At 71.4% G+C, this 26,576-nt stretch carries 28 protein-coding genes and 1 tRNA gene; 18 read left to right on the top strand and 11 right to left on the bottom strand.

Annotated elements, in window-relative coordinates; genetic code table 11:
* Positions 1-143: 143 nt before the first annotated feature.
* Both ACX80K_RS16575 and ACX80K_RS16570 read left to right on the top strand, forming a co-directional pair.
* Positions 144-2,420, top strand: coding sequence for a carbon starvation CstA family protein (locus ACX80K_RS16575; protein ID WP_459273000.1), 2,277 nt, complete (start codon positions 144-146; stop codon positions 2,418-2,420).
* Positions 2,420-2,629, top strand: coding sequence for a YbdD/YjiX family protein (locus ACX80K_RS16570; protein WP_459272999.1), 210 nt, complete (start codon positions 2,420-2,422; stop codon positions 2,627-2,629). Before ACX80K_RS16575 ends, ACX80K_RS16570 begins: the two co-directional genes overlap by 1 nt.
* A 62-nt stretch (positions 2,630-2,691) precedes the next feature.
* Here ACX80K_RS16570 and ACX80K_RS16565 read toward each other — a convergent pair whose 3' ends face one another.
* Both ACX80K_RS16565 and ACX80K_RS16560 read right to left on the bottom strand, forming a co-directional pair.
* The gene (locus ACX80K_RS16565; RefSeq protein ID WP_459272998.1) at positions 2,692-3,453 is read right to left on the bottom strand and encodes a hypothetical protein; all 762 of its coding nucleotides are present in this window, start codon (positions 3,451-3,453) and stop codon (positions 2,692-2,694) included.
* A gap of 27 nt (positions 3,454-3,480) precedes the next feature.
* Entirely contained in the window at positions 3,481-4,482 is a 1,002-nt protein-coding gene (locus ACX80K_RS16560; RefSeq protein WP_459272997.1) for an ABC transporter ATP-binding protein, read from the bottom strand.
* 113 nt (positions 4,483-4,595) lie between these two features.
* Here ACX80K_RS16560 and ACX80K_RS16555 point away from each other — a divergent pair, with 113 nt between their 5' ends.
* The 4 genes from ACX80K_RS16555 to ACX80K_RS16540 are packed head-to-tail and all read left to right on the top strand — an operon-like array spanning position 4,596 to position 7,707.
* Entirely contained in the window at positions 4,596-5,999 is a 1,404-nt protein-coding gene (locus ACX80K_RS16555; protein ID WP_459272996.1) for a sensor histidine kinase, read from the top strand.
* Positions 5,996-6,598 (top strand): response regulator transcription factor, encoded by a 603-nt coding sequence (locus ACX80K_RS16550; RefSeq protein WP_459272995.1) that lies wholly within the window; start codon positions 5,996-5,998, stop codon positions 6,596-6,598. Before ACX80K_RS16555 ends, ACX80K_RS16550 begins: the two co-directional genes overlap by 4 nt.
* 37 nt (positions 6,599-6,635) lie before the next feature.
* Positions 6,636-7,232, top strand: a complete 597-nt coding sequence (locus ACX80K_RS16545) for a bacterial proteasome activator family protein (RefSeq protein WP_459272994.1) — start codon at positions 6,636-6,638, stop codon at positions 7,230-7,232.
* Between the two features lie 7 nt (positions 7,233-7,239).
* Positions 7,240-7,707, top strand: a complete 468-nt coding sequence (locus tag ACX80K_RS16540) for a hypothetical protein (protein WP_459272993.1) — start codon at positions 7,240-7,242, stop codon at positions 7,705-7,707.
* Between the two features lie 40 nt (positions 7,708-7,747).
* Here the strand turns inward: ACX80K_RS16540 and ACX80K_RS16535 are convergent, their stop codons facing one another.
* Entirely contained in the window at positions 7,748-9,328 is a 1,581-nt protein-coding gene (locus tag ACX80K_RS16535; RefSeq protein WP_459272992.1) for a hypothetical protein, read from the bottom strand.
* A gap of 120 nt (positions 9,329-9,448) precedes the next feature.
* On the opposite strand from ACX80K_RS16535, the gene ACX80K_RS16530 reads away from it, so the two are divergent.
* Positions 9,449-10,288: an aldo/keto reductase gene (locus ACX80K_RS16530; protein WP_459272991.1), complete on the top strand. Its 840-nt coding sequence runs from the start codon at positions 9,449-9,451 to the stop codon at positions 10,286-10,288.
* A gap of 223 nt (positions 10,289-10,511) precedes the next feature.
* Here ACX80K_RS16530 and map read toward each other — a convergent pair whose 3' ends face one another.
* Complete coding sequence (gene map, locus ACX80K_RS16525) at positions 10,512-11,285, bottom strand: type I methionyl aminopeptidase (protein ID WP_459272990.1); 774 nt, start codon at positions 11,283-11,285, stop codon at positions 10,512-10,514.
* Between the two features lie 69 nt (positions 11,286-11,354).
* On the opposite strand from map, the gene ACX80K_RS16520 reads away from it, so the two are divergent.
* Positions 11,355-11,651, top strand: a complete 297-nt coding sequence (locus tag ACX80K_RS16520) for a helix-turn-helix transcriptional regulator (RefSeq protein WP_459272989.1) — start codon at positions 11,355-11,357, stop codon at positions 11,649-11,651.
* Between the two features lie 65 nt (positions 11,652-11,716).
* Here the strand turns inward: ACX80K_RS16520 and ACX80K_RS16515 are convergent.
* Positions 11,717-11,792, bottom strand: a tRNA-Thr gene (locus ACX80K_RS16515).
* 218 nt (positions 11,793-12,010) lie between these two features.
* Here ACX80K_RS16515 and ACX80K_RS16510 point away from each other — a divergent pair.
* Positions 12,011-12,751 carry an HAD family hydrolase gene (locus tag ACX80K_RS16510; protein WP_459272988.1) on the top strand — a complete coding sequence of 247 codons (741 nt, stop codon included), beginning with the start codon at positions 12,011-12,013 and terminating at the stop codon, positions 12,749-12,751.
* Here the strand turns inward: ACX80K_RS16510 and ACX80K_RS16505 are convergent.
* Genes ACX80K_RS16505 through tmk form a run of 3 tightly spaced genes read right to left on the bottom strand, consistent with a single transcriptional unit; the run spans position 12,706 to position 16,114 of the window.
* Entirely contained in the window at positions 12,706-14,280 is a 1,575-nt protein-coding gene (locus tag ACX80K_RS16505; protein WP_459272987.1) for an alpha/beta hydrolase, read from the bottom strand. The two genes, ACX80K_RS16510 and ACX80K_RS16505, sit on opposite strands and share 46 nt — an antisense overlap.
* The gene (locus tag ACX80K_RS16500) at positions 14,277-15,470 is read right to left on the bottom strand and encodes a DNA polymerase III subunit delta' (RefSeq protein WP_459272986.1); all 1,194 of its coding nucleotides are present in this window, start codon (positions 15,468-15,470) and stop codon (positions 14,277-14,279) included. Before ACX80K_RS16500 ends, ACX80K_RS16505 begins: the two co-directional genes overlap by 4 nt.
* Positions 15,467-16,114: a dTMP kinase gene (tmk, locus tag ACX80K_RS16495; RefSeq protein WP_459272985.1), complete on the bottom strand. Its 648-nt coding sequence runs from the start codon at positions 16,112-16,114 to the stop codon at positions 15,467-15,469. The genes ACX80K_RS16500 and tmk overlap by 4 nt, the downstream gene beginning before the upstream one ends.
* Before the next feature lie 82 nt (positions 16,115-16,196).
* Between tmk and ACX80K_RS16490 the strand changes: the two genes are divergently transcribed.
* Positions 16,197-17,426, top strand: a complete 1,230-nt coding sequence (locus ACX80K_RS16490) for a trans-sulfuration enzyme family protein (protein WP_459272984.1) — start codon at positions 16,197-16,199, stop codon at positions 17,424-17,426.
* A 4-nt stretch (positions 17,427-17,430) separates the two neighbouring features.
* A complete protein-coding gene (locus tag ACX80K_RS16485) occupies positions 17,431-17,760 on the top strand; it encodes a DUF2516 family protein (RefSeq protein WP_459272983.1) in 330 nt (109 codons plus the stop codon).
* A gap of 23 nt (positions 17,761-17,783) precedes the next feature.
* On the opposite strand, the gene ACX80K_RS16480 is transcribed toward ACX80K_RS16485, so the two are convergent.
* Positions 17,784-18,557 carry a class I SAM-dependent methyltransferase gene (locus tag ACX80K_RS16480; protein ID WP_459273007.1) on the bottom strand — a complete coding sequence of 258 codons (774 nt, stop codon included), beginning with the start codon at positions 18,555-18,557 and terminating at the stop codon, positions 17,784-17,786.
* A gap of 236 nt (positions 18,558-18,793) precedes the next feature.
* Here ACX80K_RS16480 and ACX80K_RS16475 point away from each other — a divergent pair, with 236 nt between their 5' ends.
* Positions 18,794-19,540: a phosphoglyceromutase gene (locus ACX80K_RS16475; protein WP_459272982.1), complete on the top strand. Its 747-nt coding sequence runs from the start codon at positions 18,794-18,796 to the stop codon at positions 19,538-19,540.
* A gap of 80 nt (positions 19,541-19,620) precedes the next feature.
* On the opposite strand, the gene phoU is transcribed toward ACX80K_RS16475, so the two are convergent.
* Positions 19,621-20,280 carry a phosphate signaling complex protein PhoU gene (phoU, locus tag ACX80K_RS16470; protein WP_459272981.1) on the bottom strand — a complete coding sequence of 220 codons (660 nt, stop codon included), beginning with the start codon at positions 20,278-20,280 and terminating at the stop codon, positions 19,621-19,623.
* 161 nt (positions 20,281-20,441) lie between these two features.
* Here phoU and ACX80K_RS16465 point away from each other — a divergent pair, with 161 nt between their 5' ends.
* Entirely contained in the window at positions 20,442-21,674 is a 1,233-nt protein-coding gene (locus ACX80K_RS16465; protein ID WP_459272980.1) for a sensor histidine kinase, read from the top strand.
* Positions 21,671-22,351, top strand: coding sequence for a response regulator (locus ACX80K_RS16460; RefSeq protein WP_459272978.1), 681 nt, complete (start codon positions 21,671-21,673; stop codon positions 22,349-22,351). The genes ACX80K_RS16465 and ACX80K_RS16460 overlap by 4 nt, the downstream gene beginning before the upstream one ends.
* A 72-nt stretch (positions 22,352-22,423) precedes the next feature.
* On the opposite strand, the gene ACX80K_RS16455 is transcribed toward ACX80K_RS16460, so the two are convergent.
* Positions 22,424-22,954 (bottom strand): hypothetical protein, encoded by a 531-nt coding sequence (locus ACX80K_RS16455; RefSeq protein WP_459272977.1) that lies wholly within the window; start codon positions 22,952-22,954, stop codon positions 22,424-22,426.
* A gap of 256 nt (positions 22,955-23,210) precedes the next feature.
* Here ACX80K_RS16455 and ACX80K_RS16450 point away from each other — a divergent pair, with 256 nt between their 5' ends.
* From ACX80K_RS16450 to cysS, 4 genes are all read left to right on the top strand, one after another.
* Complete coding sequence (locus ACX80K_RS16450; RefSeq protein WP_459272976.1) at positions 23,211-23,693, top strand: CarD family transcriptional regulator; 483 nt, start codon at positions 23,211-23,213, stop codon at positions 23,691-23,693.
* 70 nt (positions 23,694-23,763) lie between these two features.
* Positions 23,764-24,501 carry a 2-C-methyl-D-erythritol 4-phosphate cytidylyltransferase gene (gene ispD / locus ACX80K_RS16445; RefSeq protein ID WP_459272975.1) on the top strand — a complete coding sequence of 246 codons (738 nt, stop codon included), beginning with the start codon at positions 23,764-23,766 and terminating at the stop codon, positions 24,499-24,501.
* 36 nt (positions 24,502-24,537) lie between these two features.
* Positions 24,538-25,059, top strand: a complete 522-nt coding sequence (gene ispF / locus ACX80K_RS16440; RefSeq protein WP_459272974.1) for a 2-C-methyl-D-erythritol 2,4-cyclodiphosphate synthase — start codon at positions 24,538-24,540, stop codon at positions 25,057-25,059.
* A 38-nt stretch (positions 25,060-25,097) separates the two neighbouring features.
* Entirely contained in the window at positions 25,098-26,561 is a 1,464-nt protein-coding gene (gene cysS / locus ACX80K_RS16435; protein ID WP_459272973.1) for a cysteine--tRNA ligase, read from the top strand.
* Positions 26,562-26,576 lie beyond the last annotated feature (15 nt).

Here is a 26,576-nt window from a genome sequence, read left to right as displayed (position 1 = left end):
CCGTCCCGGCACCGCGCAGGGCCGCTCGCCGCACCCGCGGGTGCGTTCGGCGCAACGGCACCCTCGGGCTGCTTGTGGTGTGACGCCGGCCTCACTAGGTTGCTACCTTCGTGTGCATCACACTTCCGCACCCGAGGAGCATCATGAGTAAGAAGCAGAACGGATCCCACCGGCACGCCGACGTGCTGGCGACGGATCCGGACCTGCCGCCGGTCGCCGTCGACCCGCAGCAGGCCGAAGCAGAAGACCGCCGGTGGACCCCGGCGAAGATCGCCCTCTGGGTGGGCATCGCACTCCTGGGCGGGATCGCCTGGGTCATGCTCGCCATCGTCCGCGGCGAGACCGTCAACGCCATCTGGTTCGTCTTCGCGGCCGTCTGCACCTACCTCATCGCCTACCGGTTCTACTCGAAGTTCATCGAGCGCAACCTGCTTAAGCCCGACGACCGGCGCGCGACCCCCGCCGAGTACAAGGCCGACGGCAAGGACTACGCCGCCACCGACCGCCGCGTCCTCTACGGCCACCACTTCGCCGCCATCGCCGGCGCCGGTCCCCTCGTGGGCCCCGTCCTCGCAGCACAGATGGGCTACCTCCCCGGCACGCTCTGGATCATCATCGGCGTCATCTTCGCGGGCGCCGTCCAGGACTACCTCGTCATGTTCTTCTCGATGCGCCGTGGCGGCCGTTCCCTCGGCCAGATGGCGCGCGAGGAGCTCGGTGTCATCGGCGGGACCGCGGCCCTCATCGCCACCCTGGCCATCATGATCATCATCGTGGCCATCCTCGCGCTCGTGGTCGTCAACGCGCTCGGCGAGAGCCCCTGGGGCGTCTTCTCCGTCTCCATGACCATCCCGATCGCACTCTTCATGGGCGTCTACCTGCGCTACCTGCGGCCCGGCAAGGTCACCGAGGTGTCCCTCATCGGCTTCGCGCTGCTGCTCCTCGCCATCGTCGGCGGCGGCTGGATCTCCGAGACCGCGTGGGGCGTCGAGATCTTCACCCTCGACCGCATCACGATCGCCTGGGGCATCATCATCTACGGCTTCATCGCCGCCGTGCTGCCCGTCTGGCTCCTGCTGGCACCCCGCGACTACCTGTCCACGTTCATGAAGATCGGCACGATCATCATGCTCGCCGTCGCGATCGTCATCACCCGCCCGGAGATCAGCGTCCCCGCCATCACGCCCTACGCGACCTCCGGCACCGGCCCCGTCGTCGCCGGCACGCTGTTCCCGTTCCTCTTCGTCACCATCGCCTGCGGTGCCCTCTCCGGGTTCCACGCCCTGATCTCCTCGGGCACCACGCCGAAGATGATCGAGAAGGAACGCCAGACCCGCTTCATCGGCTACGGCGGCATGCTCATGGAGTCCTTCGTGGCCATCATGGCGCTCGTCGCAGCGCTCTCGATCGACCGCGGGATCTACTTCGCGATGAACTCCTCCGCGGCGGCGACCGGCGGCACCATCGAGGGCGCGGTGACCTTCGTCAACGGCCTCGGCCTCACCGGTGTGAACCTCACGCAGGAGGCGCTGAGCACGATGGCCTCGAACGTCGGCGAGGAATCGATCGTCTCCCGGACCGGTGGTGCTCCGACCCTCGCCGTCGGTATCGCCCAGATCATGCAGGGTGTCTTCGGCGGCGCGGGCATGATGGCCTTCTGGTACCACTTCGCCATCATGTTCGAGGCGCTGTTCATCCTCACCGCCGTCGACGCCGGCACGCGGGTCGCCCGGTTCATGCTGCAGGACAGCATCGGGAACTTCGTGCCCCGCTTCCGCGACACCTCCTGGCGCGCCGGGGCGTGGATCTGCACCGCCATCATGGTCGCCGGCTGGGGGGCGATCCTCATCATGGGTGTCACCGATCCCCTCGGCGGCATCAACACCCTCTTCCCGCTGTTCGGTATCGCCAACCAGCTGCTCGCGGCCATCGCGCTCGCGGTGTGCATGGCGATCTGCGCCAAGAAGGGCCTCTTCCGGTTCCTGTGGATCCCGGCGGTCCCGCTCGCCTTCGCGTCCGTCGTCACGATCACGGCGTCGTTCCTGAAGATCTTCTCGCCCGTCCCGGCCATCGGTTACTGGGCGCAGCACACCGCGTTCAGGAATGCGCTGGCGGCCGGCGAGGAGAGCTTCGGCACGGCCAAGACCGTCGCCGCCATGGAAGCGGTGGTGCGCAACACCTTCATCCAGGGCACGCTGTCGATCATCTTCGTGGTGCTGTCGATCATCGTCATCGCGACGGCGATCCTCGCGACGATCCGCGCCTACCGGCACGGCGGCGGCAAGGAGAACGAGGACGCCCCGGTGGCCTCACGCATCTTCGCACCCGCCGGCCTCATCGCGTCCCCGGCGGAGAAGGAGCTGGAGACGCAGTGGGCGGCCCTGGAGCCGGGCAAGCGGCCGGCGCGGACGGGTCACTGATGACCGTGCCGCAGGTGTTCTCCCGCGCGCGGGACACCGCCCGTGAACTGGCATGGCTCTTCAAGGGGGTCATGGGCGAGAACGCCTACCAGGCGTACCTCGACCACCACGAGCGCACCCACGCCGGCGGACTCCCGATGACGGAGCGTGAGTTCTGGCGGGACAAGACCGACCGCCAGGACGCCAACCCGGAGGGCCGCTGCTGCTGAGCTGCGTCCCATGAAGCCGGCACTCCCCGAGAGGGGGGTGCCGGCTTCGTCGTCCCGGGATGTCAGCGCTTCTCCCACCGGAAGCGTTTCGCGGCGACGAGGTAGGGCAGCACGATCCAGGCGAGGAGCACGACGGCGGCGCCCGCCACCGACGCGTCGGCGGCCTCGACCCCCCAGCCCGCCATGAGGAGGTCCTGCAGCGCGCCGCCCGGCGTGAGCCGGGAGACCAGCTCGAAGCCGTCGTCGAACGCGGTCCAGAAGAACGAGCCGATCACGGCGACGAGGAACGGGAGCGTGGTGATCTGCGCGGCGGCGGCGGAGGGCGTGTAGATGCTGGTGAGCATGCCGGTGGTGGCGCACAGGGCCAGGAAGCCGAGCGACGCGCCGACCACGAGCAGCGGCCGCGTCGGGACGTCCACGCCGGCCAGCCCGAGTCCTCCGGTGATGACGACGAGCTGCGCCGCGACGAGCGCGACGATGGGCGTGAGCATGCCGAGCCAGATGACGGTGTCGGAGGACTCACCGCTGCGCAGGCGCTTGAGGAACAGCTCCTGCCGCCGTGTCGCGAGCGTCGTCGTCGCGGTCAGGTAGACCCCCAGGAGGGCCACGATCATGAGGGTCAGCCCGGCCAGCACGGCCGTGCCGGACGGGCCGTCCATCTGGTCGGCGCCGATGTAGAACATGTAGGCGGCCATGGCGACGGGCATGAGGACGGCGCCGGTCAGCACCGTCTTGTTGCGGAAGATGATGCGCAGTTCCATGAGCGCGATGGCGCTGATGCGGCTGGCGGCGGAGGGGGGCGGGGTGCGCGTGAGGGTGGTCATGGTTCTTCTCCTGATCGGGGCTCGGGGCTAGGCTGCATCGCTGACGCTGACCCGGCGGAAGACGGCGGCGAGGGACGCCTCCGAGGCGGACAGCCGGTCCAGCGGGACACGGTGCGCATCGGCCCAGGACAGGACCTTCCAGAGGTCCCGCTGCAGGTCGAGCGACGGTATCCTCACCTCCGTCCTGGACGGGGTGGGCACGAAGTCGGGGGACAGCCCGAGGCCCTGGAGGTGGAGGACGTCGACGGACGCCTCCACCTCGAAGGAGATGGTCGACGGTTCGCGCCGCAGGACTTCCGCGAGGGTGCCCTCGACGGCGATCTCGCCGTCGTGCATGATCGCGAGCCGGTCCGCGTAGCTCTCCGCCTCCTCGAGGTAGTGGGTGGTCAGGACCACCGTGGTGCCGGCGTCGTTCAGGCCGCGGACGAGCTCCCACGTCCGCTCCCGCGATTCCGGATCGAGGCCGGTGGTCGGTTCGTCGAGGAACAGGAGGTCCGGCTCGTTCGCGGTGGCGAGCAGGAGATCGAGGCGCCTGCGCTGCCCACCGGAGAGCATCTTGACGCGCGTCGAGGCCTTCGCCGTGAGGTCCAAAACGTCGAGGCCGGTCGCGATGATCTCCTCGCGCGTCCTGTCGCGTGCGTCGGCCGTCGACAGCCGCAGCCAGAGCCGGCAGGTCTCCGCCACGGTGAGGTCGTCGGCGAAGCCCGCCTCCTGCAGCATGATGCCGAGTCGCGGCCGGATCGAGGCCTTGTCGCGATAGGGGTTCCCGCCGAGGACGGTCAGGGTGCCGGAGGTGGCGGCGCGGTGGCCTTCCAGGGCCTCCATGGTGGTGGTCTTGCCGGCCCCGTTGGTGCCGAGCAGGGCGAAGAACTCGCCGTTGCGGATGGACAGGTCGATGCCGCGGACGGCCTCGTAGGAACCGTAGGAGCAGCGCAGGCCTTCGGCGGACACGGCCACGGTGTCCGCGGGTCCTGCAGGCGCTCGACGGTCCGGAACGGAGAGCGGCGGGGTGCTGGGTGAGGTGGTCATGGGCCCATCCTTCCGAGCCGTCCCGTGCGGCGTCAGTGCCCGCACGTCACCTCCTGCCCTGCCCGTCCGCACACCGGGACCATGACAAATGTCATGGTCCTACGATGGACGGCATGGCGCTCTTCCCCGCTCGACGCAGCACCGACCCGGATGCCGCGACTCCGCACCACCCGGCCCCTGCCGCGGCAGGTCCGTCCGAGACGGGCCGCGGCGTCCGTGCCACCTGGCGGTACACCATCGGGTCGATCGTCTTCTACATCGTCTTCATCGGCGCCGTGGACACGCTGTTCCTGCTCTCCGGCGGCGACTACGGGCTGCAGCTCCTCGACGTCACCATCATCGTCCTCGCCGCCGTGGCGGTCGCGGCCCTCGTCCGGTACTGCTGGTTCTTCCGCCGCGGACTCGGCGGCGGACTGCCGGCGCGGAAGTACACGGTGTGGCTCCTCCTGCCGGCCGCCGGCCTGTGGTTCCTCGGGCTCCTCCAGCCCCACACCCTCTGGGTCGCCGCCATGCCGCTCTGGTTCGCGGCCAACGCCATCGCCGTCGTCGTCGCACGCCGGGCACGCTGGTGGGTACTCGCCGTGGCGCTCGCCGCCCTCGTGCTCCACGGACTGCTCGGGCTGCTCCTCGGCACCGAGGTCGGCGGCACCGCCGTCGATGAGGGCGGCCTCGTCTCCGTCGGTGTGTGGGCGCTGATGACGCCCCTGCTGTTCGTCGGCAGCATCTGGTGGTGGGAGATCGTGCTGCGCCTCGACGACAGCCGCCGCACCTCGGGCGAACTCGCCGTCGCCAGGGAGCGGCTGCGCTTCGCCGCGGACCTGCACGACATCCAGGGACACCACCTCCAGGTGATCGCCCTCAAGACGGAACTCGCGGGCCGCCTGCTCGACGCCGATCCGGAGGCGGCCCGCGCCCAGATCCGCGAGGCCCAGCAGCTCGCGCGCACGGCGCTGGAGGAGACCCGCGCCCTCGTGCACGGCTACCGGACGGTGTCCCTCGCCGCCGAGGCCGCCAATGCGGCGGAGGTACTCCGGGCCGCGGGTATCGAGGCCTCCGTGGAGGTGGACGCCGGCGGCCTGCCGCCGGAGGAACGCACCCTGTTCGGGCTCGTCATCCGCGAGGCGACCACGAACATCCTGCGCCACAGCGAGGCCACCTGCGTGGCGTTCCGCCTCGCGCGGTCCGGACCGGGGGCGGTCCTCTCCGTGACGAACGACGGCGTGATGAACGGCGCCGCCACGGGAGACGGGGTGACGGAGGGCGTGACGGACGGCGGAGGCGGTGCCGGACCGCGGGCGGAGGGCTCAGGGATCGACGGCCTGCGGCAGCGGTTCGAGGCCGTCGGAGGATCGGTCGATGCAGGACTCGAGGACGGGCGCTTCGTGCTGACCGCCACCGCGACGGTGTCGACCGCCGCGGCAGCCGGAGCGGGCATTGCCGGCGCTGCGGCCGCCGTCGGTGACCGGCCCGTCGATGCTCCTGCCCCCGCGGCCGGCGCACGGCTGGACCAGCGATGATCCGCGTCGTCCTCGCCGATGACGAGCACCTGATCCGCGGTGCCCTGGTGGCGCTGCTGGGACTCGAACCCGACCTCGACGTCGTGGCGAGTACCGACAACGGGACGGACGCGGTGCGGCTCGCGCAGGAACACGCGCCGGACGTGTGCGTGCTGGACCTCGAGATGCCGCCGACCGACGGCATCTACGCCGCGGAGGAGATCCTCAGGACGGTCGCGACGCGCGTCGTGATCGTCACGCGGCATGCCCGGCCCGGCGTGCTGCGGCGCGCCCTCGCCAGCAGGGTGTCCGGATTCGTCCCGAAGTCGACTCCCGCGGACAAGCTCGCGAACGTCATCCGCGACGTCGCGGCGGGCCGGCGGTACGTGGATCCGGACATCGCCGCGAGCGCCCTGACCGGCGAGTCGTGTCCGCTGACCGCGCGGGAGCTCGACGTCCTGCGCCACGGTCGCCAGGGAGCGAGCGTGCAGGCGATCGCCCGCGAACTGCACCTCGCGCCGGGGACGGTGCGGAACTACGTGTCCTCCGCGATGGCGAAGCTCGATGCGCCGTCGCGCCACGAGGCAGCCGCCAGGGCCTGGGAGCAGGGCTGGATCTGACGCGCCCGGCCTCCGGCGGTTGTGGGAGCATTGCGTCATGACTGAACAGCAGCCGGCCGGTCCCGTGGTTCCTGCTCCCGCCGTCCCGGACACCACGCAGGCAGGTGGGACCGACGTGCCTGCCGCGCAGGCCGGCAGTCCTGCGACCCTCGCGGATCTCGTGGACGAGCCGGCGAAGGTCATGCGGATCGGGACCATGCTCAAGCAGCTGCTGGAGGAGGTGCGCTCCGCTCCGCTCGACGACGCCGGGCGCACCCGCCTCGCCTCCATCCACGAGCGTTCGGTCCAGGAGCTCGAGGACGGACTCGCGCCGGAGCTGGTCGAGGAGCTGCACCGCATCAACCTGCCGTTCGACCGCGACTCCGTGCCCACCGACGCCGAGCTGCGCGTGGCGCAGGCGCAGCTCGTGGGCTGGCTCGAGGGCCTCTTCCACGGCATCCAGACAGCACTCGCCGCGCAGCAGATGGCGAACCAGCAGCTCGCGGCACGGCTCCAGCTCCGTGAACTGCCGCCGGGCACGGTGATCGCACCGGGGGTGGTGGTCGGCGAGGACGGCGAGCCCAGGCGCACTCCGCCCGCACGGCGTGCCCAGGCGTCCCCTGCGGACACCCACGGTCCCGGCCAGTACCTGTAGGGGATCCGTGGCCTTCTTCGCCGCGGCGCGGCAGGGGCGGAAGGACGACGCCGAGCTGGGCACGGGGGTGTGGCGGCGCGCGCACGACCGTTTCCGTCGCGGACTCGACCGCTACCACCAGATCCTCGAGGGCATCGAGGACGACGACGTCTACAACGAGCTCGTGGGCATCGCCAACGAGCTCAGCGCGATGCTCCCGCGGGTCCGGGCGGTCTGCGTGCGGGCCCAGGCCTCCTCACCGAGCACCGGACTCGACATCCCCGGGGCGCTCCTGCAGGTGCACCGGGCGCTGTCCCGCGCGGGCAACACACTCGCGACGACGGCGGAGGCCGCCGCGATGACCAGGCTCGACGGCGAACGGTGGGGGGTCGCGTCGTCGGGCCTCGACAACGTGCGGCGCCGTGCCCAGCTGGTGACGGAGGACGTCGAGGAGGCCGAACGGGCCATGCCGGACGCCGGGCAGCCGCCCCGGTAGATGCCGCACCAGGTGCCTCGGTGGATCCTCACCAGGTGCCTCAGTAGATGAGGAGTGTGCTCCCCGGCTCCACGGCGATGTCCCAGACCTCGAGCTCCTGCCCGCGGCACTCGCCGCGCTGACCCGTGGGCACGCCCCGGATGAACGGCGTCGAGCGGTTGTCGTCCACATAGGGGTAGCCGCGTTCGTTCAGGACCGTGAGGATGCGGCGCCCGGTGGCGGGATCGCCGTCCGTGGAGGAGCCCGGCTGCCTCCGCTCATGGGCGGTGAAGCCCCCCGGCCAGCGCAGCAGGATCGCGCGACCGTTGAACGAGAAGAGCACGCACGCCCGCCCGTCCTCGGCGTGCACCCGGAACGTGCCGAGCAGGGTGCCCGGCATGTCCTGTGGGTCCCGGCCCTCCGGCGGGCGGACGCCGACGACGGCCGCGGGGTCCAGCGCACCGGGCGGTTCACCGCTCGTCTCGAGCGGGATCTCCCCTGCGGGCATGGCACGGATGGCTTCGCGGAGCCCGTCCGGCAGGGGAGCGGGATCCCCGGTGACCGTCGCGACCTCCGGCACCCGGCGGTTCACGAGGGTCAGCACCGAATCCTCGCCCGCCAGCGGGGCGAGGATGCCGTGCTCGCCCCGGACGAGGAACATGAGCTGGTTCGGTGGGAAGAAGCTGCGGCCGTACGTGCGCTCGAGCGTGCTCCGGCCGGTGACGTCGACCGTGATGACGCGGCCCGTCTCCTCGCCCTTCAGGAACTGCACCACCCGGGCCCCCCTCAGCATCCGCACCTCGCCGTCGATCACGGTCGGCCGCACACTGGAGGCGGCCACGATCGCCACGACCTCCGCGAGGTCGTAGAGGCGTGCCGTCTCCTCCGCGGGTCCGGCCGCCCGGCGGGGGACGAGTGCCGAGACGAGAGCCACCACGATCAGCAGCAGGCAGGCTGCGCCGACCGTCGTCCGGATCCTCCGGCGCCGGGATCCGGTCCCGTCGACGGACAGGTCGAGGGGCTCCTCCTCCCGTGGCGCGTCAGGCGCGGGGGAGGGTGTCTCCGCCGGCAGGGCGGCGTCGGACGGCGCCCCGGGCGAGAGCGCATCACGGCTGCGTCCGAGGTCCTCCTCGGACACGGCACGGGCGGGGTCGGCGGCCGCGAGGACGGCGGCGAGATCGATCGCGGACCCCGGCGCGGCCACCCGACGGGCGCAGGCGGCTTCGATGGCGGGCAGCCCGCCGGGGTCCTGGCCCGACGCACGTGCGGCGGCTCCCACCACGAGGCCGTCCCAGTGGTGCAGGAGGAGGAACTCGCGCTCACCGGGGGCGAGAGCGGAGAGGGCGGCGTGCAGGTCGCTGCCGGTCCGGACCCGCGGGGGCAGGGACGGCGGAAGGTACCGTTCGAGGACCGCCCGCGCCGCGGCGACCAGGAGGAGGCGCGTCGGCTCGCCGTCGTCCGGTCTCCCGCGGGCATCCGTCGTCGAGGCACCTTCCGCACGCCCGGATTCCGAGCCCTCGACGGCCTCGACGGCCTCGAGCGCCGCTTCCGCGGCGAGTCGCGCGGACCGCGAGCGGCGGAAGGCATAGCGGTAGGCATCGTCGTGGAGAGTGATCCGCATCGGATCGTCGGCAGCACCCATCCCGCACCTCCGTCATCGCAGGCAGGTCCGCGTGGTCCGCTCCGGGAGCAAATACCTCGCAGGCTGATAGTTGTCGGTGGAAACAGAAATAAATGGACAGGTCCGTTCGTTCCCGCCTATATGACTACATCACCAAACCTTACGTTCAATGACGGCCTCACGATCCCCCAGCTCGGGTACGGCGTGTGGCAGGTCGAGGACAATGTCGCCGAGGATGTCGTGGGCAAGGCCTTCAAGGCCGGCTACCGCCACATCGACACCGCGAAGATCTACGGGAACGAGGCGGGCGTCGGCCGGGCGATCGCGTCGTCGGGCCTGAGCCACGACGAGATGTTCATCACCACGAAGCTGTGGAACGCGGACCAGGGCTACGAGAGCACCCTGAAGGCGTTCGACGAGTCCATGGCGCGCCTCGGCCTCGAGACGCTCGACCTGTACCTGATCCACTGGCTGCAGCCCAAGCAGGGCAAGTACGTCGACACGTGGAAGGCCCTCATCGAACTGCAGAAGCAGGGGCGCGTGAAGAGCATCGGCGTCTCGAACTTCACCATCGAGGCGCTCGACGAGATCATCGACGCGACCGGCGTGGTCCCGGTCATCAACCAGGTGGAGACCCACCCGTACCTGAACCAGGCCGAACTGCGCGCCTTCGAGGCGGAGAAGGGCATCCTGCACGAGTCGTGGTCGCCCATCGGCTCCGGCAAGGGACTGCTCGACGACGCCGTGCTGCAGGACATCGCGCAGAAGCGGAACGCGACGCCAGCCCAGGTGGTCCTCGCGTGGCACCTCGCGCTCGGCAACGTGGTCATCCCCAAGTCCGTCACCGAGTCGCGCATCATCGAGAACTGGGAGTCGCTCGACGTGAAGCTCGAGGACGAGGACATCGAAGCCATCAACGGCCTCGACAAGGGAGCGGCCGGCCGTATCGGCGCCGATCCCGCCACGGCCGACTTCGCCTGATCCCCGCCCGGCCGCCGCCTCTCCCCGGAGGAGCAGGCGGGGCCGGTGCGCGACGGTGTGACCCGCCGTGGCCGCGCAGGAATCGACACGGAAGAGCCGCCCGGCAGTGCGCCGGGCGGCTCTTCCCGTCGTGGGCGTGCCCGCAGGCGGCGTGGGCCGGCGCACTCCGGGCCCAACGGCGGAACCGTGGTCGGGCTCCTCCGCCTGCCCGGACACGGTTCCCTCAGCTGCTGGGCAGCGTGAGGATCTCGGCTCCGTCGCCGGTGATCGCGATGGTGTGCTCGCTGTGCGCCGTCCGGCAGCCCGTGGCACTGCGGAGCGTCCAGCCGTCGGCATCGGTGACCAGCCGGGCGGTGTCCGCCATGACCCACGGCTCCAGCGCCAGCAGCAGTCCGGGGCGCAGCTCGTATCCGCGGCCTGCCCGTCGGGTGTTCGGGATGTGGGGGTCCTGGTGCATGGTCGACCCGACGCCGTGGCCGCCGAAGTCCGTGTTGATCGGGTATCCCGCCCCGCTGAGGACCGTGCCGATCGCGGCGGAGAGGTCGCCGATGCGGGCACCAGGGCGGGCGGCGGCGATGCCTGCGGCCAGCGCGCGTTCCGTCGCGGCGATCATCGCGACGCTCGCCGGGTCCGCGGAGCCCCCCACGATGAAGCTGACCGCCGAATCCGTGACCACCCCGCCGAGCGAGATAGCGAGGTCGAGGGACAGCAGGTCACCGTCCGCGAGGGCGTAGTCGAACGGCAGGCCGTGGAGCACGGCGTCGTTGACGGAGGTGCAGATGTAGTGCCCGAACGGACCGCGACCGAAGGACGGGGCATAGTCGACGTAGCAGGACTGGGCGCCGGCCTCGAGGATCATCGCCCGGGCCCACCGGTCGATGTCCAGCAGGTTGGTGCCCACGGACGTGCGGCTCTTGAGCGTGTGCAGGATGTCGGCGACGAGGGCGCCCGTGTCTCGCGCTCGGCCCACTTCGGCGGGGCTCAGGATCTCGATCATGCGGTGCCTGCTCTCGTGGGGTCCAATAACTATCCCGGTAATAGTATCCCGGGGACTAGACTCTGGCTCATGGTCAGATTGCCCCTCACTCCCGCCGAGGTCGAGCGCGGACAGCGCCTCGGGCTCCTCCTGCGTCGAGCCAGGGGACGGCGGCCGATGCTCGAGACCGCGCTGGATGCGGGTGTCTCGCCGGAGACCCTCCGGAAGATCGAGTCGGGCCGCGTCGCGACCCCGGCCTTTCCGACCATCGCGGCGATCGCCGTCGTCGTCGGTCTCTCCCTGGACGACGTGTGGGCCGAGATCAACCGGCCCGACGGCGGCACCGACTCGGCAGCCGTGCCCGGGGATCGGCAGTTGGCCTCCTGATCCTCATCGGCGACGCGGGTCGGGCGCACGGAAAAGCCCCGGAGGCGGACCGTCCGGGGCTTACGTGGAGCCTCCTGCCAGAGTCGAACTGGCGACCTTCTCATTACGAGTGAGACGCTCTACCGACTGAGCTAAGGAGGCAATGCTTCCCGGTTCCGGGCTGTACCCGGGGCCGATCCACAAGCGACAACTTTATAGGAGTGTCCGGCCCGCGGTCAAAATGGCGGGATCGGGCGGGAATTCGTGTCCGGTTCACCCGCCTGCCGCCTCGTGGACGCGGACCTGTCAGGAGGATGCGGAACCCTGAGGGCACCCGGAACCCGCATCGGAGCGGGTCCGGCTTCGAAGGGGGACGCCGCGTGGCGCACGACCGCACATTCTCGCTCGCCGTGATCGACATGGCGGGGACCACCGTCGACGAGGGCGCCCTGCAGGAGGAGGCCTTCGGACGGGCGCTCGCCTCGCACGACGTCCACGAGGGCACCCACGCCTTTGACGCCATGACCGCCTACGCGCGCCGGACGATGGGCACCTCCAAGGAGCTCGTCTTCCGGCGCCTCTTCGACGACGTCGCCACCGCCGTGGACGTGAACCGCACCTTCGAGACGGCGTACGACAACCTGCTCGCCCGGCACGGGGTGCAGCCGATCCCGGGCGCCGAGGAGGCGATCCTGGCGCTGCGCGAGCTCGGGCTGAAGATCTGCCTCGCCACCGGCTTCGGCCGCCACACCCAGAACATGATCCTGGAGTCCCTCGGGTGGATGGGCCTCGCGGACCTCAGCCTCTGCCCCTCCGACGCGGGCCGCGGCCGCCCCTACCCGGACATCATCCTGACCGCTGTCCTCGCCCTCGACATCGAGGACGTGCGCTCGGTCCTGGTGGCCGGCGACACGACGTCGGACGTCGTCGCGGGGCAACGGGCGGGAGCCGGGGCGGTCGTCGGCGTCCTGACGGGCGCGCACTCGGAGGCCGATCTGCGGCTCGCCGGGGCCGACGCCGTCCTGCCCTCCATGTGCCACCTGCCCCGGTGGCTGTCCGCAGGGACGGGCGGCGCTCAGCAGCGCGTGTCGTCCGCCGGGACCGTCCCGTCGATGAAGTAGGAGTCGACCAGGTCCAGGATGCAGTCGTTGGACCGTCCGTACGCCGTGTGTCCTTCGCCCTGCCAGGTCACGTGCACGCCGGACTCGAGCTGTTCCGCCAGGGCCGTGGACCACTCGTAGGGCGTCGCCGGGTCCCCCGTGGTGCCGATCACGACGATCGGGTCCGCTCCCGCGGCGCGGAGGGGAGCAGGGCCGAGGACCGGCGGGTACTTCCACGGCGCGCACGTGATGCCGCCGTACGCGAGGAACCGCCCGAAGGTGGGCGACGCCGCGACGAGTTCCTGCTCGTCGGCGCGCATCTGCGCCGGGTCGCTCGTCGTGGGGTAGTCGAGGCAGTTCACGGCGAGGAAGGCCGCCGTCGCGTTCGTGGCGTAGGTGCCGTCCGGCCGGCGTTCGGCGGAGAGATCCGCGAGGTAGAGGATGCTGTTCGGGTCGCCGGCCAGGGCCGCGGTGACCGCCTGCGTGAGCGTGGGCCAGTTGCCGTTGTCGTAGAGCGGCAGGATGAAGCCCTGCACGAACGTGGAGACCGGCACGAGTCGGCCGTCCTCGGCCGTCAGGGGTTCCCGCTCGACGGCGGCGAACAGGTCCTGGATCTGGCGCACGCCGTCGTCCACGCTCCCCGTGTACGGGCACTCGGAGCCCTGCTGGCAGGCCGCCACGTAGGCGCGGACCGCCCGCTCGAACCCGCCCGCCTGCCCGAGCGTGATGTTCTCGTTGCTCAGCGACGGGTCGATCGCGCCGTCGAGCACGAGACGCCCCACCCGCTCGGGGAAGAGGTCCGCGTAGGTGGCGCCGAGCTGTGTCCCGTAGGAGAAACCGAGGTAGTTCAGCTTCTCGTCACTCACGAGCGCGCGCAGGATGTCCATGTCGCGCGCCGCCGACTCGGTGTCCACGAACCCGAGCAGCTCGCCGCTGCGCTCGGCGCACAGGTCCGCGTACTCCTGGGCGTCGGCGATCATGAGCGCCAGGAGCTCGTCCTCGGGGGCGTCGGCGGGGTAGGCCTCCTGCCGTGCCTCGTCCTGCTCGGCGTCCGTGTAGCACTCCACCGCGCTCGACCGGTTGACGCCGCGGGGGTCGAAGCCGAGGATGTCGTAGTCCTCGCGCAGCCGCTCGCTCGTGACGTAGTCGAGGGAGTCCTTCACGATGTTGACGCCGGAGCCGCCCGGCCCGCCCGGGTTCACGAGGATGGTGCCCTGCGCCTCTCCCGTGGCGTCGGAGCGGATGGCGGCGATGTCGATGCTGCTGCGGCCTGGGTCGCTGTAGTCCAGCGGCACCTCGATCGTCGCGCAGGAGAACGAGCCCTCGCAGTCCTCCCACAGCACCTCCTGCGTGTAGAAGCCACGGAGGTCCGCGTCCACCTCGCCGACGGCCGCGGGATCTGCGGTCTCCACGCCGGTGGCCGGGGCGTCGGCGTCGTCCGGGGAGAACAGCGTGCACCCGGACAGGCCGAGCACGACGGCGACCGCGGCGAGCGCGGTCAGGGGACGGCGGCGCGGCACCCGGCCGGGGGAGAGCGGTCCAGGGGTCATCGGTCGAGGTCCTTCCGGGACAGCAGGCTGACGGTCATCGCTTCGATCGCGAGGAGGGGTGACACGTTGGTGCTGACGAGCCGCGTGCGGACCTCGTTGATCGCCTCGAGCCGCAGCAGGGTGTCCTCGGCGCTCTCGCGGCGCGCGAACTCCTCGAGCTCGGGCCGCAGCGGTTCGTTCACGAGCGCCTGCCCCGTGGCGACCTGCAGCATGAGGACGTCGCGGTAGAACGAGATGAGGTCCGTCAGCGCACGGTCGAAGTAGTCGTTTTTGGAACGCTTGGCCCGGCGCGTCTGGTCCTCCTCGAGGCGCTTGATCTGCGCCCGCAGGGACGGCGGCAGGGTGCCCGTCTCCGGGGCGCCGAGCGTGGCCAGCAGGGCCGCCCGCTCCTCGGCGTCGCGCTGCTCGAAGGAGCTCTGTGCCTCCGCCTCCGCGAGTTTCACGAGGTCCGCGGCGGCCCGCATGGCCCCGGACACGGAGCGCAGCGTCAGCGGGAGCCGGACGATCTGGTTGCGCCGCTCCCGGGCGCCGTCGTCGGTCGCGAGGCGCTTCGCCACGCCGATATGGCTCTGCGCGGCCCGCGCGGCAGCCTCCGCGGTGGCGGGATCGATGCCGTCCCGGGCCACGAGCAGGTCGGCGACGTCCTGCACGGGCGGCAGCCGGAGGCCCACGGACCGGCAGCGGGAGCGGATGGTGACGAGGACGTCGCCCGGGCTGGGCGCGCAGAGCAGCCAGATGGTGCGCGGTGGCGGTTCCTCGATGGCCTTGAGCAGCACGTTGGTGCTGCGTTCCTGCATGCGGTCGGCGTCCTCCACGATGATGATGCGCCACCGGCCCGTGGACGGTTTGTCCTGCGCCTTGCGGACGAGCTCCCGGGCCTCGTCGATGCTGATGGTCACCTTCTCGGTGGTGACGTTGGTGAGGTCGGCATGGGTCCCGGAGAGCACGGTGCGGCAGGCCTTGCACGTGCCGCAGCCACGCTCGCCCAGCGCCTCCCGCTCGCAGAGCAGGGCCGCGGCGAAGGCCCGGGCCGCGTTCGAGCGGCCCGAGCCGGGCGGTCCGGTGAAGAGCCAGGCGTGCGTGGGCGCGCCGGACTCCGCGGCGCGGCGCAACTGCTCCACCACCTGCTCCTGGCCGCGCAGTTCCGACCAGACGCCGGTGGCCGGCAGGCCCTGCGCGACGGCGCTCATGCGGACACCCGGGGCAGCGCACCCATGATCGCGGCGTGCAGCTCCTCCGGCGTGCCGGCTGCGCCGAGCACGAGGTAACGTTCCGGCGCGAGGCGCGCGAGGTCCAGGAAGGCGGCCCGGATGCTCGCGTGGAAGCCGTCGGGCTCCGATTCGAGGCGGTCCTCGGGGGCGGCACCCGCGGTGCGCCGGCTGCGCCCCTCCGCGGGGTCGACGTCGAGCAGCACGGTGAGGTCGGGGCGGAGCCCCTCGGTGGCCCAGAGGTTCACGTCGAGGACGGCCCGTGCCCCGAGGCCGCGGCCGGCGCCCTGGTAGGCGACCGAGGAATCGATGTAGCGGTCGCACACCACGACGTCGCCGCGCCGCAGCGCGGGCAGGATCACCTGGTGCACGTGCGCCGCACGCGAGGCGGCGAACATCAGGGCCTCGGTCCGCGCATCGATCTCGCCGTGCCCGTGCTCGAGCACGAGGGAGCGCAGCGTCTCCCCGATCGGGGTGCCGCCCGGTTCCCGCGTGCGGACCACGGTGCGGCCGCCCTCCTCGAGGGCCCGGCAGAGCAGCGCCGCCTGAGTGGACTTGCCCGCGCCGTCGCCGCCCTCGAGCGCGAGGAAGAGCCCGGGGAGTCCGTGCAGGAGGGGAGAGGTCACGGGCCCAGCCTACCGAGTGGGGGCGACCTTCGCCCCGGGTAACACGAGCGGGCGGGATCGGTGACGGGACTAGGCTCGGGGGATGGCATCCGTGCGCTCCGACCTCGCCCCCGATACCCTCACCGTCGCGGCGGGGCGTCCTCCCCGCGAGCACGACGCCCCCGTCAACGCGCCGATCGTCCTCACGACGACGTACCACGAGACCCGCGCCCCCGCACCGGGAGACCGCGTGTACGCCCGCGGATCCAATCCCACCTGGGACCCGTTCGAGGAGGCGCTCGGAGCCCTGGAGGGCGCGGACCTGCCGGCGCTCGTCTTCGCCTCGGGTCTCGGGGCCGCTGCGGCGGCGCTGTCGCTCGTACCCACCGGCGGAGCCGTCGTCCTGCCGCGCCATGCCTACGCCGGGTCGCTCGGTCTGGCCGCCGATCTCGCTGCGCAGGGCCGCTTCGAGCTGCGCGTCGTCGACGTCGCGGACACCGGGGCCGTCCTCGCGGAACTCCGGGCGCTCGCCGACCGGTTCGACGCCGGTCAGGTGATGCTGTGGCTCGAGAGCCCCACGAACCCCATGCTCGAGGTCGCCGAGCTCTCCGTCCTGACCGACGCCGCCCACGCGATCGGTGCCGTCGTCGTCGCCGACAACACCTTCAACACGCCTCTCGTGCACCGGCCCCTGGACGCCGGCGTCGACGTCGTCCTGCACTCCGTCACCAAGTGGCTGGCGGGCCATTCCGACGTCGTCCTGGGCGCACTCGTGACCTCCGACCCCACGCGGCGCGAGCGCCTCCTGGCGCACCGGACGCTGCACGGGGCGATCGCCGGACCCTTCGAGGTCTGGCTCGCCCTGCGCGGCCTGCGCACGCTCGCCCTCCGCATGGAGCGGAGCCAGGGCACCGCCCTGGCCCTCGCGCACCGCCTCGCGGAACATCCTGCGGTCCGCCGCGTGCGGTACCCGGGCCTCCCGTCGGATCCCGGCCACGAGCGCGCCGCCGCGCAGTTCGAAGGGTTCGGCGGCATCGTCAGCGTCGAGCTCGACGACGTCGCCACGGCGGACGCGCTCGTCGCCGCCGTGCGCCTGTGGCTCCCGGCCACGTCCCTCGGGGGCGTCGAGTCGCTCATCGAGCGGCGACGCCGCCAGCCCGCCGAACCGCTCACCGTGCCCGAGGCGCTCGTGCGCCTGTCGGTCGGCATCGAGAACCCCGGGGACCTCTGGGCGGATCTGGACCAGGCGCTCCGCCGGGCCGCTGCGGGCGATGCGGCCGACGCGGGCGACGCGCGCGCTCGTGCGCCCAGGGAGGCGGGCCAGCTAAGCTGAGCCCGTGGCTCTCGTATACGCAACCCAGTACTACCTCTACCTCGCGCTCGGTCTGATCGCGCTCGGTATCGAGGTGTGGGCCCTCATCGACTGCGTGCGGCGTCCCGGCACGGCCTTCGAAGCCGCCTTCAAGCGGACCAAGGGCTTCTGGCTCGCCCTCACGGGCGGCGCCGTCGTCGTCGGCCTGCTGTCCACCCTGAGCAGCCGGGGCGGCTTCAACCTCTTCCAGCTCGTCGCCATCATCGCGGCCTGCGTGTACCTCGCCGACGTGAAGCCGGCCGTCAGCCAGACCTCAGGTCGCGGCGGCAACGCCGGGCCCTACGGTCCCTGGTAGCAGCCACGGGTCCCTGGTAGCAGTCACGGGCCGGGGCGCACGGCGTCCCACGCCACGGTGACCTCGCCGAGCCGCCACCGGGACGGACCGTCCAGCAGCGGCCAGCCGTCCGCCTTCAGCGCGGCGCACGCCGCCATCCAGCGCTGGCAGTTCCCGAAGGAGGCGAGTGCAGCGGCGTCGAGCCAGGCCCTGTCCAGGGCCCTCAGATAGCCGTGGACGCGTTCCCCGGGGACGTTCCGGTGGATGAGGGCCTTCGGCAGCCGCTCCGCCACGTCGGAGGGCAGCGCGAAGGCGCCGAAGCGCAGCGAGACGCTCAGCGACACCGGACCCCGCGGATCGACGGTCGCCCACGTGGCGCGGCGCCCGATCTCGTCGCAGGTCCCGTCGATGAACACGCCGCCCGGTGCCAGGCGCCCCCGCACCTCGTCCCAGTAGGCCGCGTACTCGCCCTCGTCGTACTGCCGCAGCACGTTGAACGCACGGACGACGACGGGTCGGCGGCCGTCGAGGGGCAACTCGAAGCCGCCCTGCCGGAAGCCCAGCCCCGGGCGGGCGAGCGGCGCGGCGGCGGCCACGCGTGCGGGGTCGATCTCGATCCCGACCACCTCGACGTCGTCGCGCACGGAGCGCAGGCGGGTGAACAGCTCGACGGCGGTGACCGGGGCCGCGCCGTAGCCGAGGTCGACGACGAGCGGGTCGGCGGCGCGGCGGAGGCGGTGCCCCTGGGGTCCGGCCAGCCAGCGGTCCATGCGGCGGAGGCGGTTGGGATTGGTGGTTCCGCGGGTGATGGTCCCCAGGGGCTTCGGGGGACGGGGACGCGGAGGCACTCATCAAGGGTAGGGCACCGCCACCGGGCCGCCGCGCCGGGTGCCCGTACCCGCGGGGGCGCCCGCCCGGGTCCGCGCCGCCGCCACGGGTCTGCGGAGGACGGGCGGCCGGCGGGTCCGGCGGGGTTCGGCCGGCCCCGGCGACGACGGCTGTCATACGACGCCGTGGCATGACCGCCGGCAGTGCGATACGGCAGACTGGAACCATGACCTACACATTGATCCTGCTGCGCCACGGGCAGAGCGATTGGAACGAGAAGAACCTCTTCACCGGCTGGGTGGACGTCCCCCTCACGGAGAAGGGCCGCGAGGAGGCCACCCGCGGCGGACACCTGCTGACGGAGGCCGGTATCCTCCCCGACATCGTCTACACGTCCCGGCAGAAGCGCGCCATCATCACGGCGAACCTCGCGCTCGAGGCCGCCGACCGCAGCTGGATCGACGTCAAGCGCGACTGGCGCCTCAACGAGCGCCACTACGGCGCACTGCAGGGCAAGGACAAGGCCCAGACCCTCGCGGAGTTCGGCGAGGAGCAGTTCATGGAATGGCGCCGGTCCTACGACACCCCGCCGCCGCCGCTCGACGACGCCAGCGAGTACTCCCAAGCCGGCGATCCCCGCTACGCGGACCTCGGCGACGACGTCCCGCGCACCGAATGCCTGAAGGACGTCCTCGAGCGCTTTCTGCCGTACTGGGAGTCCGACATCACGGTGGACATCAGGGCGGGCAGGACGGTCCTGATCGCGGCCCACGGCAACTCGCTGCGCGCCCTCGTGAAGCACCTCGACGGCATCAGTGACAGGGACATCGCCTCGCTGAACATCCCCACGGGCATCCCCCTCGTGTACGAGCTGGACGACGACCTCAGGCCCGTCAAGGCCGGTGGCACCTACCTCGACGCCGACGCGGCGGCCGCGGCGATCGAAGCGGTCGCGAACCAGGGCAAGCACTGACCCTTCCGCGAAAAGGAACGACGGCGGTCCCCGAGGGGCCGCCGTCGTTCCGTCCCTGCGGGGATCGGGTCAGGAAGATCTCAGTTCAGCGGTGCGCTGGGGTGCCATTCGCCGGTGACGAGGTAGGTGACCTTGCGGGCCACCGAGACGCCGTGGTCGGCGAAGCGCTCGTAGTAGCGGCTGGCGAGGGTGACGTCCACCGTCGTCGGCGCGCTCTCGTTCCAGTCCTCCGAGGCGACGGCCTTGAAGACGCCGGCGTGCAGTTCGTTGACCCGCGCATTGGCGGCGTTGATCTCGTTGGTCAGGTCGAGGTTGCGCGTCTCGAGGAGCTCCGTGACCTTCCCCGCGATCTGCACGTCGAGTGCGGCGAGCTCGTCGAAGGTGGCCCGGATGCCCTCGGGGATGACGTTCGCCGGGAAGCGCAGGCGGGCGAGCTGCGCCACGTGGCGGGCCAGGTCTCCCATGCGCTCGAGGGACGCGCTCATCCGCAGCGCCCCGACGATCATGCGGAGGTCCGACGCCACGGGACCCTGCAGGGCGAGGATGTCGATCGCCCGCTCGTCGAGGGAGTTCTGGAGGAAGTCGATGCGCGCGTCGGCGGCGATGACCTCCTGCGCGAGCTCGGTGTCGGCTCCCTGGAAGGCGCTGTTGGCCTTCCGGATCGCCTCGGACACGAGCTGCGAGATCTCGATCAGCTCCTCGCCGATCTGATGTAGCTCGGCCTGAAAAACCTTACGCACGTAGGCGTCCTTCCCACTCTGTATCGTCCAACGGGTACCCCCGTCGAGCCTTCCAGCCGGCGGTGAACGGTTGCTCCGTTTTGTGTGAACGTTAGTTGAACCACTGGGCTATTGCCACCGGATCGGAGGGGGCCGGAGGCCCCAGCGCATAAGCTAGGCCCGTGGACCCCCTTCTCCTGACGCTCGTGGCCGGGCTGGTCGGCCTGGCCCTCGGCGTGAGTGGCATGGCGGCGTTCCGCGCGAGCGAGGCGCAGCGGCTCCGGCTCCTCTACGAGGACGAGCCCTCGCTGCCCGACGGCGCCGCCGAGGTGCTGTCCATCATCGGCCGGGCCTACGTCATCGTGGATGCGATCGACGGCGTCGTGCGCGCCAGCCCCGCGGCCTACGCCTTCGGCCTCGTGCGCGGCCACACCGTGGTCCACTCCGAACTGCTGGACCTCACCGCCCGCGTGCGGCGCGACGGCGTGATCGAGCAGCAGCAGCTCGAGCTCCCGCGCGGTCCCCTCGGCCAGGGCACGATCGTGGTCCAGGTCCGCGTGGCGGCCCTCGGCGCGGAGTACATCCTGATCCTGGCGGACGACCGCACCGAGATCACCCGCAGCGAGGAGATCCGCAACGACTTCGTCGCGAACGTCTCCCACGAGCTCAAGACCCCGGTGGGCGCGATCTCGCTCCTGGCGGAGGCCATCGACGACGCCGCCGAGGACGAGGTCGCCGTCCGCCGCTTCGCGCAGCGCATGCACAAGGAGTCCGGCCGCCTCTCCGCCCTCGTCCAGGACATCATCGAGCTCTCCCGCCTCCAGGGCGCCGACGTGGTGCGCCGCGGCAAGGCCGTGGACCTGAACTCCGTCATCTCCGAGGCCGTGGACCGCAACAAGCTGCCGGCCGAGAGCAAGCAGATCGACATCGTCGTCGGCGGTTCGGCACCCACGCCCGTGTACGGTGACCGGGACCTCCTCATGACGGCGTTCCGCAACCTCATCGACAACGCCATCCGCTACTCGCCCGAGGGCACGCGGGTGGGCGTCGGCGTCCGGTCGCGGGACGGCCTCGTGCAGGTCTCGGTCACCGACCAGGGCTCGGGCATCACGCCGGAGGAGCAGGAGCGCATCTTCGAGCGGTTCTACCGGATCGACGCCGCCCGGTCCCGCCAGACCGGTGGTACGGGCCTGGGCCTCAGCATCGTCAAGCACGTGGTCTCGAACCACGGCGGCGAGGTCACCGTGTGGTCGCAGGCCGGCCAGGGCAGCACGTTCACGGTCCGCCTGCCCGAGATGGAGGTGGCGTCGGACGACGCCCCCGCCCTCCCGGAGGGCACGGCGACGCAGGGCGCCGACAGGAGATCAGCGAAGAAGGGCAGCACCGCTGTCCACGAGCAGGGAGTCAAGGCTTGAGCCGAATCATGATCGTCGAGGACGAGGAGTCGTTCAGCGACCCGCTGTCCTACCTCCTCGGCAAGGAGGGCTTCGAGGTGTCCGTCGTGGACAACGGCCTCGACGCCATCACCGAGTTCGACCGTTCGGGCGCGGACCTCGTGCTGCTGGACCTCCAGCTGCCGGGACTCTCCGGCACCGAGGTGTGCCGTCAGCTGCGCCAGCGCTCCAGCGTGCCGGTCATCATGCTGACCGCGAAGGACGCGGAGATCGACAAGGTGGTGGGCCTCGAGCTCGGTGCCGACGACTACGTGACCAAGCCGTACTCGTCCCGTGAGCTCGTGGCCCGCATCCGCGCGGTGCTCCGGCGCCAGGGCGAACCCGAGGAGCTGATCTCGAACACCATCCAGGCAGGTCCGGTGCGCATGGACATCGAGCGCCACGTGGTGAGCGTCGACGGCGAACAGGTGGCGCTGCCGCTCAAGGAGTTCGAGCTGCTCGAGATGCTGCTCCGCAACTCCGGCAGGGTCCTCACGCGCGGGCAGCTGATCGACCGCGTCTGGGGATCGGACTACGTGGGGGACACCAAGACCCTCGACGTGCACGTGAAGCGCCTCCGCGGCAAGGTGGAGCCCGATCCCTCGAACCCGCGCTACCTCATCACGGTCCGCGGCCTCGGGTACAAGTACGAACCCTGACCCGCGCCGTCCCCCGGACATGCGACTGCCCGCCTCCGAGTCCCGGAGGCGGGCAGTCGTGGTTCGAGGGTGTTACTCGCCCTCGGCGGCTTCCTCGGTCGCGGCGGGCTCGCTCGGGCGCGGGGTGTAGCCGCCCGGGACGTACTCGCGGTACTCCTCGAGCGTCCCGTCGAGCACGGGGACCTCGAAGACGGCCTGCTCGCCCTCGACCTCGAACTCGACGTCGATGAGGGAGCCCGGGATGTCCTCGAGGCCCTCGAGGGTGCCGTCGTCCGAGGACTCCTCCTCGAACCTGAACTCACCCTGGCCGTCGATCGTCACGCTGGTGGGGGCGCCGCCGGCGCTGATGGAGAGCTCCATCGGCTCGTCGCTCGTGTTGAACACGGTGCCCACGAGGCGTCCGGCCGTCTCGTCGTCCCTGCCGACGATGAGGAGGTTGCGCAGGAGCACCGGCCCGAGGTCCTTCACGATGCCGTCCGAGGCGGCGTACTGCGTCGTCGTGGACTGTTCAGCGGTGAAGCTGCAGCCGGAGACACCCAGCATCAGCAGCACGGCGCCGGCAGCAACGGTCTGCTGCACTCGGTTCTTCGGTGCACTATTCACAGCACAAACTCCTGGGGTTCAACAGGTGGGACGGGTGGGTAATCCGGTGCGGACCTACTCCACAGACTATCGGCAACACCGTCGAATCGTGGTGTCGGTTTCACGGGACGCGAGTGGCCCGGATCACTGAATCCTCCTGCAGTCAAGGGCCGAATCATAGTTCTTTCAGCTTGTTTCGGCGGCCTGACCTGCGAAAACGCGGCGTCGGCGTGTCGTTACCGTGATAAACTGATTCCCGGGAAAGGGGAAAGTCCACATGGTTTTTGAGGTCGGCGAAACAGTTGTTTACCCTCACCACGGCGCAGCGAAGATCGAAGAGATCAAGATGCGCGTCGTCAAGGGCGAAGAGAAGATGTATCTCAAGCTCAAGGTGGCACAGGGTGATCTGACGATAGAAGTACCAGCAGAGAACGTTGACCTCGTAGGGGTTCGCGACGTGGTGGGCAAGGAGGGCCTCGAGCACGTGTTCGACGTCCTACGGGCCGAATTCACGGAAGAGCCGACCAACTGGTCGCGTCGCTACAAGGCGAACCTCGAGAAGCTCGCCTCCGGCGACGTCATCAAGGTCGCCGAAGTTGTCCGGGACCTGTGGCGCCGCGACCACGACCGCGGCCTGTCGGCAGGGGAGAAGAGGATGCTCGCGAAAGCGCGCCAGATCCTCATCTCCGAGCTGGCACTCGCGGAGAAGACCGACGAGGAGAAGGCGGCAAGCGTTCTCGACGACGTCCTCGCCTCCTAGGAGACGGGAACGGCGCGGAAGAGGGACCTTCGGGTCCCTCTTTCTCGTGGTGCTGGCATAGGGTGACGGGGTGTCCGAGAAGAAGCAGGTCCTCCCCGTCGGCGTCGTGGTGGTGGCCGCCGGGTCCGGGCAGCGCCTGGGGCAGGGGATCCCCAAGGCCCGTGTCCTCTGTGGCGGACGCACCCTCCTCGAACGCTCGCTCGACGCCGTCCTCGCGTCCGGGGTCGCGACCTCCGTCGTCGTCGTCCTCCCGGAGGGCGACGACGTCCTGACCGCCGTGGTCGCCCGCGCCGCCGGACGTGCCGGCAGCCCGACCATCGTCCCGGTGAGCGGCGGGGCGACCCGGACGGCCTCCGTCCGCGCCGGCCTCGACGCCCTGCCGCCGTCGGCCGCCGTCGTCCTCGTGCACGACGCCGCCCGGGCCCTCACCCCGCCCGAGGTGTTCCGGCGGGTCGCGGCCGCCGTCGCGGCAGGGGCCCCGGCGGTCATCCCGGTGCTGCCGGTCGTGGACACCGTCAAGGTGGTGGACGGCGACGTCGTCACGGCGACGCCGGACCGCGGGGCGCTGCGCGCCGTGCAGACGCCCCAGGGCTTCGACGCGTCAGCCCTGCGCCTGGCGCACGCGGGGATCCGTCCCGCGGATCCGTCGGCGACGGACGACGCGATGCTGATGGAGGCACGAGGGGCCACGGTGCGCGTCGTCGACGGCGACGCCCTGGCCTTCAAGGTCACGACGCCCCTGGACCTCGTGATCGCCGAGGCGGTGCTCGCGCGGGAGTCCGCCGGCCTCCCCTCCGCCGCCGGCTGACCCGACCCCCGACCCCGACCAGCACCAGGAGCAGCCGTGTACCTGAGCGAACACACCCACCTTCCCCGCACGGGCATCGGCGTGGACGTCCACGCCTACGCCCCCGCCGACGCCCCGGCGCCGCTGTGGCTCGCGGGCCTGCACTGGGAGGGCGAGCGGGGACTGTCCGGGCATTCCGACGGGGACGCCGTCGCGCACGCCGCGGCCGATGCCCTGTTCTCCGCCGCCGGTGTCGGAGACCTCGGCACCCACTTCGGCACCGACCGTCCCGAGTACGCCGGTGCCTCCGGCGCCACGCTGCTCGCCGCGGCCGCCGCGATCGTCAGGGAGGCAGGGTTCGACCTCGGGAACATCGCCGTCCAGCTCATCGGCAACCGGCCCAGGTTCGGGCCCCGCCGCGCGGAGGCGGAGGCCGTCCTCTCCGACGCCGCCCAGGCGCCCGTGAGCATCTCGGCCACTACCACGGACGGGCTCGGCCTGACCGGCAGGGGAGAGGGCGTCGCCGCCATCGCGACGGCCGTCGTCGTGCGCTCCCACCGGCAGGGGACGCCGGCCTGATCGGAGGGCGGATCCGACGCGCCGGGTAATCTGGACCGGTGAGCCTGCGATTCTATGACACAGCCCGTGCCGAAGTGCGCCCCTTCGAACCCCTCGAGCCGGGCAGGGCGAGCCTCTACTACTGCGGCGCCACGGTGCAGGGCATGCCGCATGTCGGCCACGTCCGCTCGGCGATCGCGTTCGATCAGCTCACGCGCTGGCTGGAGGCACGGGACCTCCGTGTCACGGTGGTGCGGAACGTGACGGACATCGACGACAAGATCCTCGCCAAGTCGCAGGACTCGTTCCGCGACGGCGGCCCGGAGGACCCGGCCGGAGTGCCCGAGGAGCAGTGGTGGGCCCTCGCCTACCGCTTCGAACGCGAGTTCGACCGCGCCTATACCGCCCTCGGGGTCCGCCCGCCCACCTACGAGCCGCGCGCCACCGGGCACATCCCCGAGATGCACGCCCTCATCCAGCTGCTCATGGACCGCGGACACGCCTACCCGGCGCCGGACGGCTCCGGTGACGTCTATTTCGACGTCAGGTCCTGGCCCGCCTACGGCAGCCTCACGCGCCAGGACATCGACGACATGCAGGCCGCACCCGATGCGGACCCGCGCGGCAAACGGGATCCGCGGGACTTCGCCCTGTGGAAGGGCGCGAAGGACACCGATCCCGCGAGTGCGTCCTGGTCCAGCCCGTGGGGTACGGGCCGCCCCGGCTGGCACCTCGAGTGCTCGAGCATGGTCACGAAGTACCTCGGCACGGAGTTCGACATCCACGGCGGAGGCCTCGATCTGCGCTTCCCGCACCACGAGAACGAGATGGCGCAGTCCCAGGCCGCCGGGCACGCGTTCGCCCGCTTCTGGATGCACAACGGCATGGTCACGTACGGCGGCGAGAAGATGTCGAAGTCGATCGGCAACACCGTCGGCCCCCAGGAGATGATCGACGCCGCGGGCCCCCGCGTGGTGCGCTACTACCTCGGCCAGGCCCACTACCGCTCCGTGCTCGACTACCGCGAGACGTCCCTGCAGGAGGCGGCCGCCGCCGTGGCGCGCATCGACGGCTTCCTCGCCAAGGCCTCGGCACGCGTCGGCGCCCCCGCCCGCGGTCCCGTGCGTGCCGTCGACCTGCCGGCGGCCTTCGCGGACGCGATGGACGACGACCTCAACGTCCCGCAGGCCCTCGCGGTGCTCCACACCACCGTGCGCAGCGGCAACACGGCGCTGGCGGCGGGCGACGACGCCACCACGGCGACGACCCTCGCCGCCGTCGCCGCCATGACCGGCGTCCTCGGGCTCGACGACGCCGGGAACGGCGTCGGGGGTGCCGCGCCTGATGCGGCCGCGTCGCGGGCGCTCGATGCGCTGGTCGGCGACCGGATCGCCGAACGCACCCAGGCCCGGACCGCCCGCGACTGGGCGCGCGCCGATGCCATCCGCGACGCGCTGGCGGCCGCCGGGATCGTCCTCGAGGATGCGGCGGACGGCGCCCGCTGGTCGCTCTCCGGGGACTGACCGACCCCGCCGTCG

This window comes from Arthrobacter sorbitolis (genome assembly GCF_054510995.1).
Note: the sequence above shows the minus strand (reverse complement) of the source record. Positions and strands in the feature narration are given on the sequence as shown.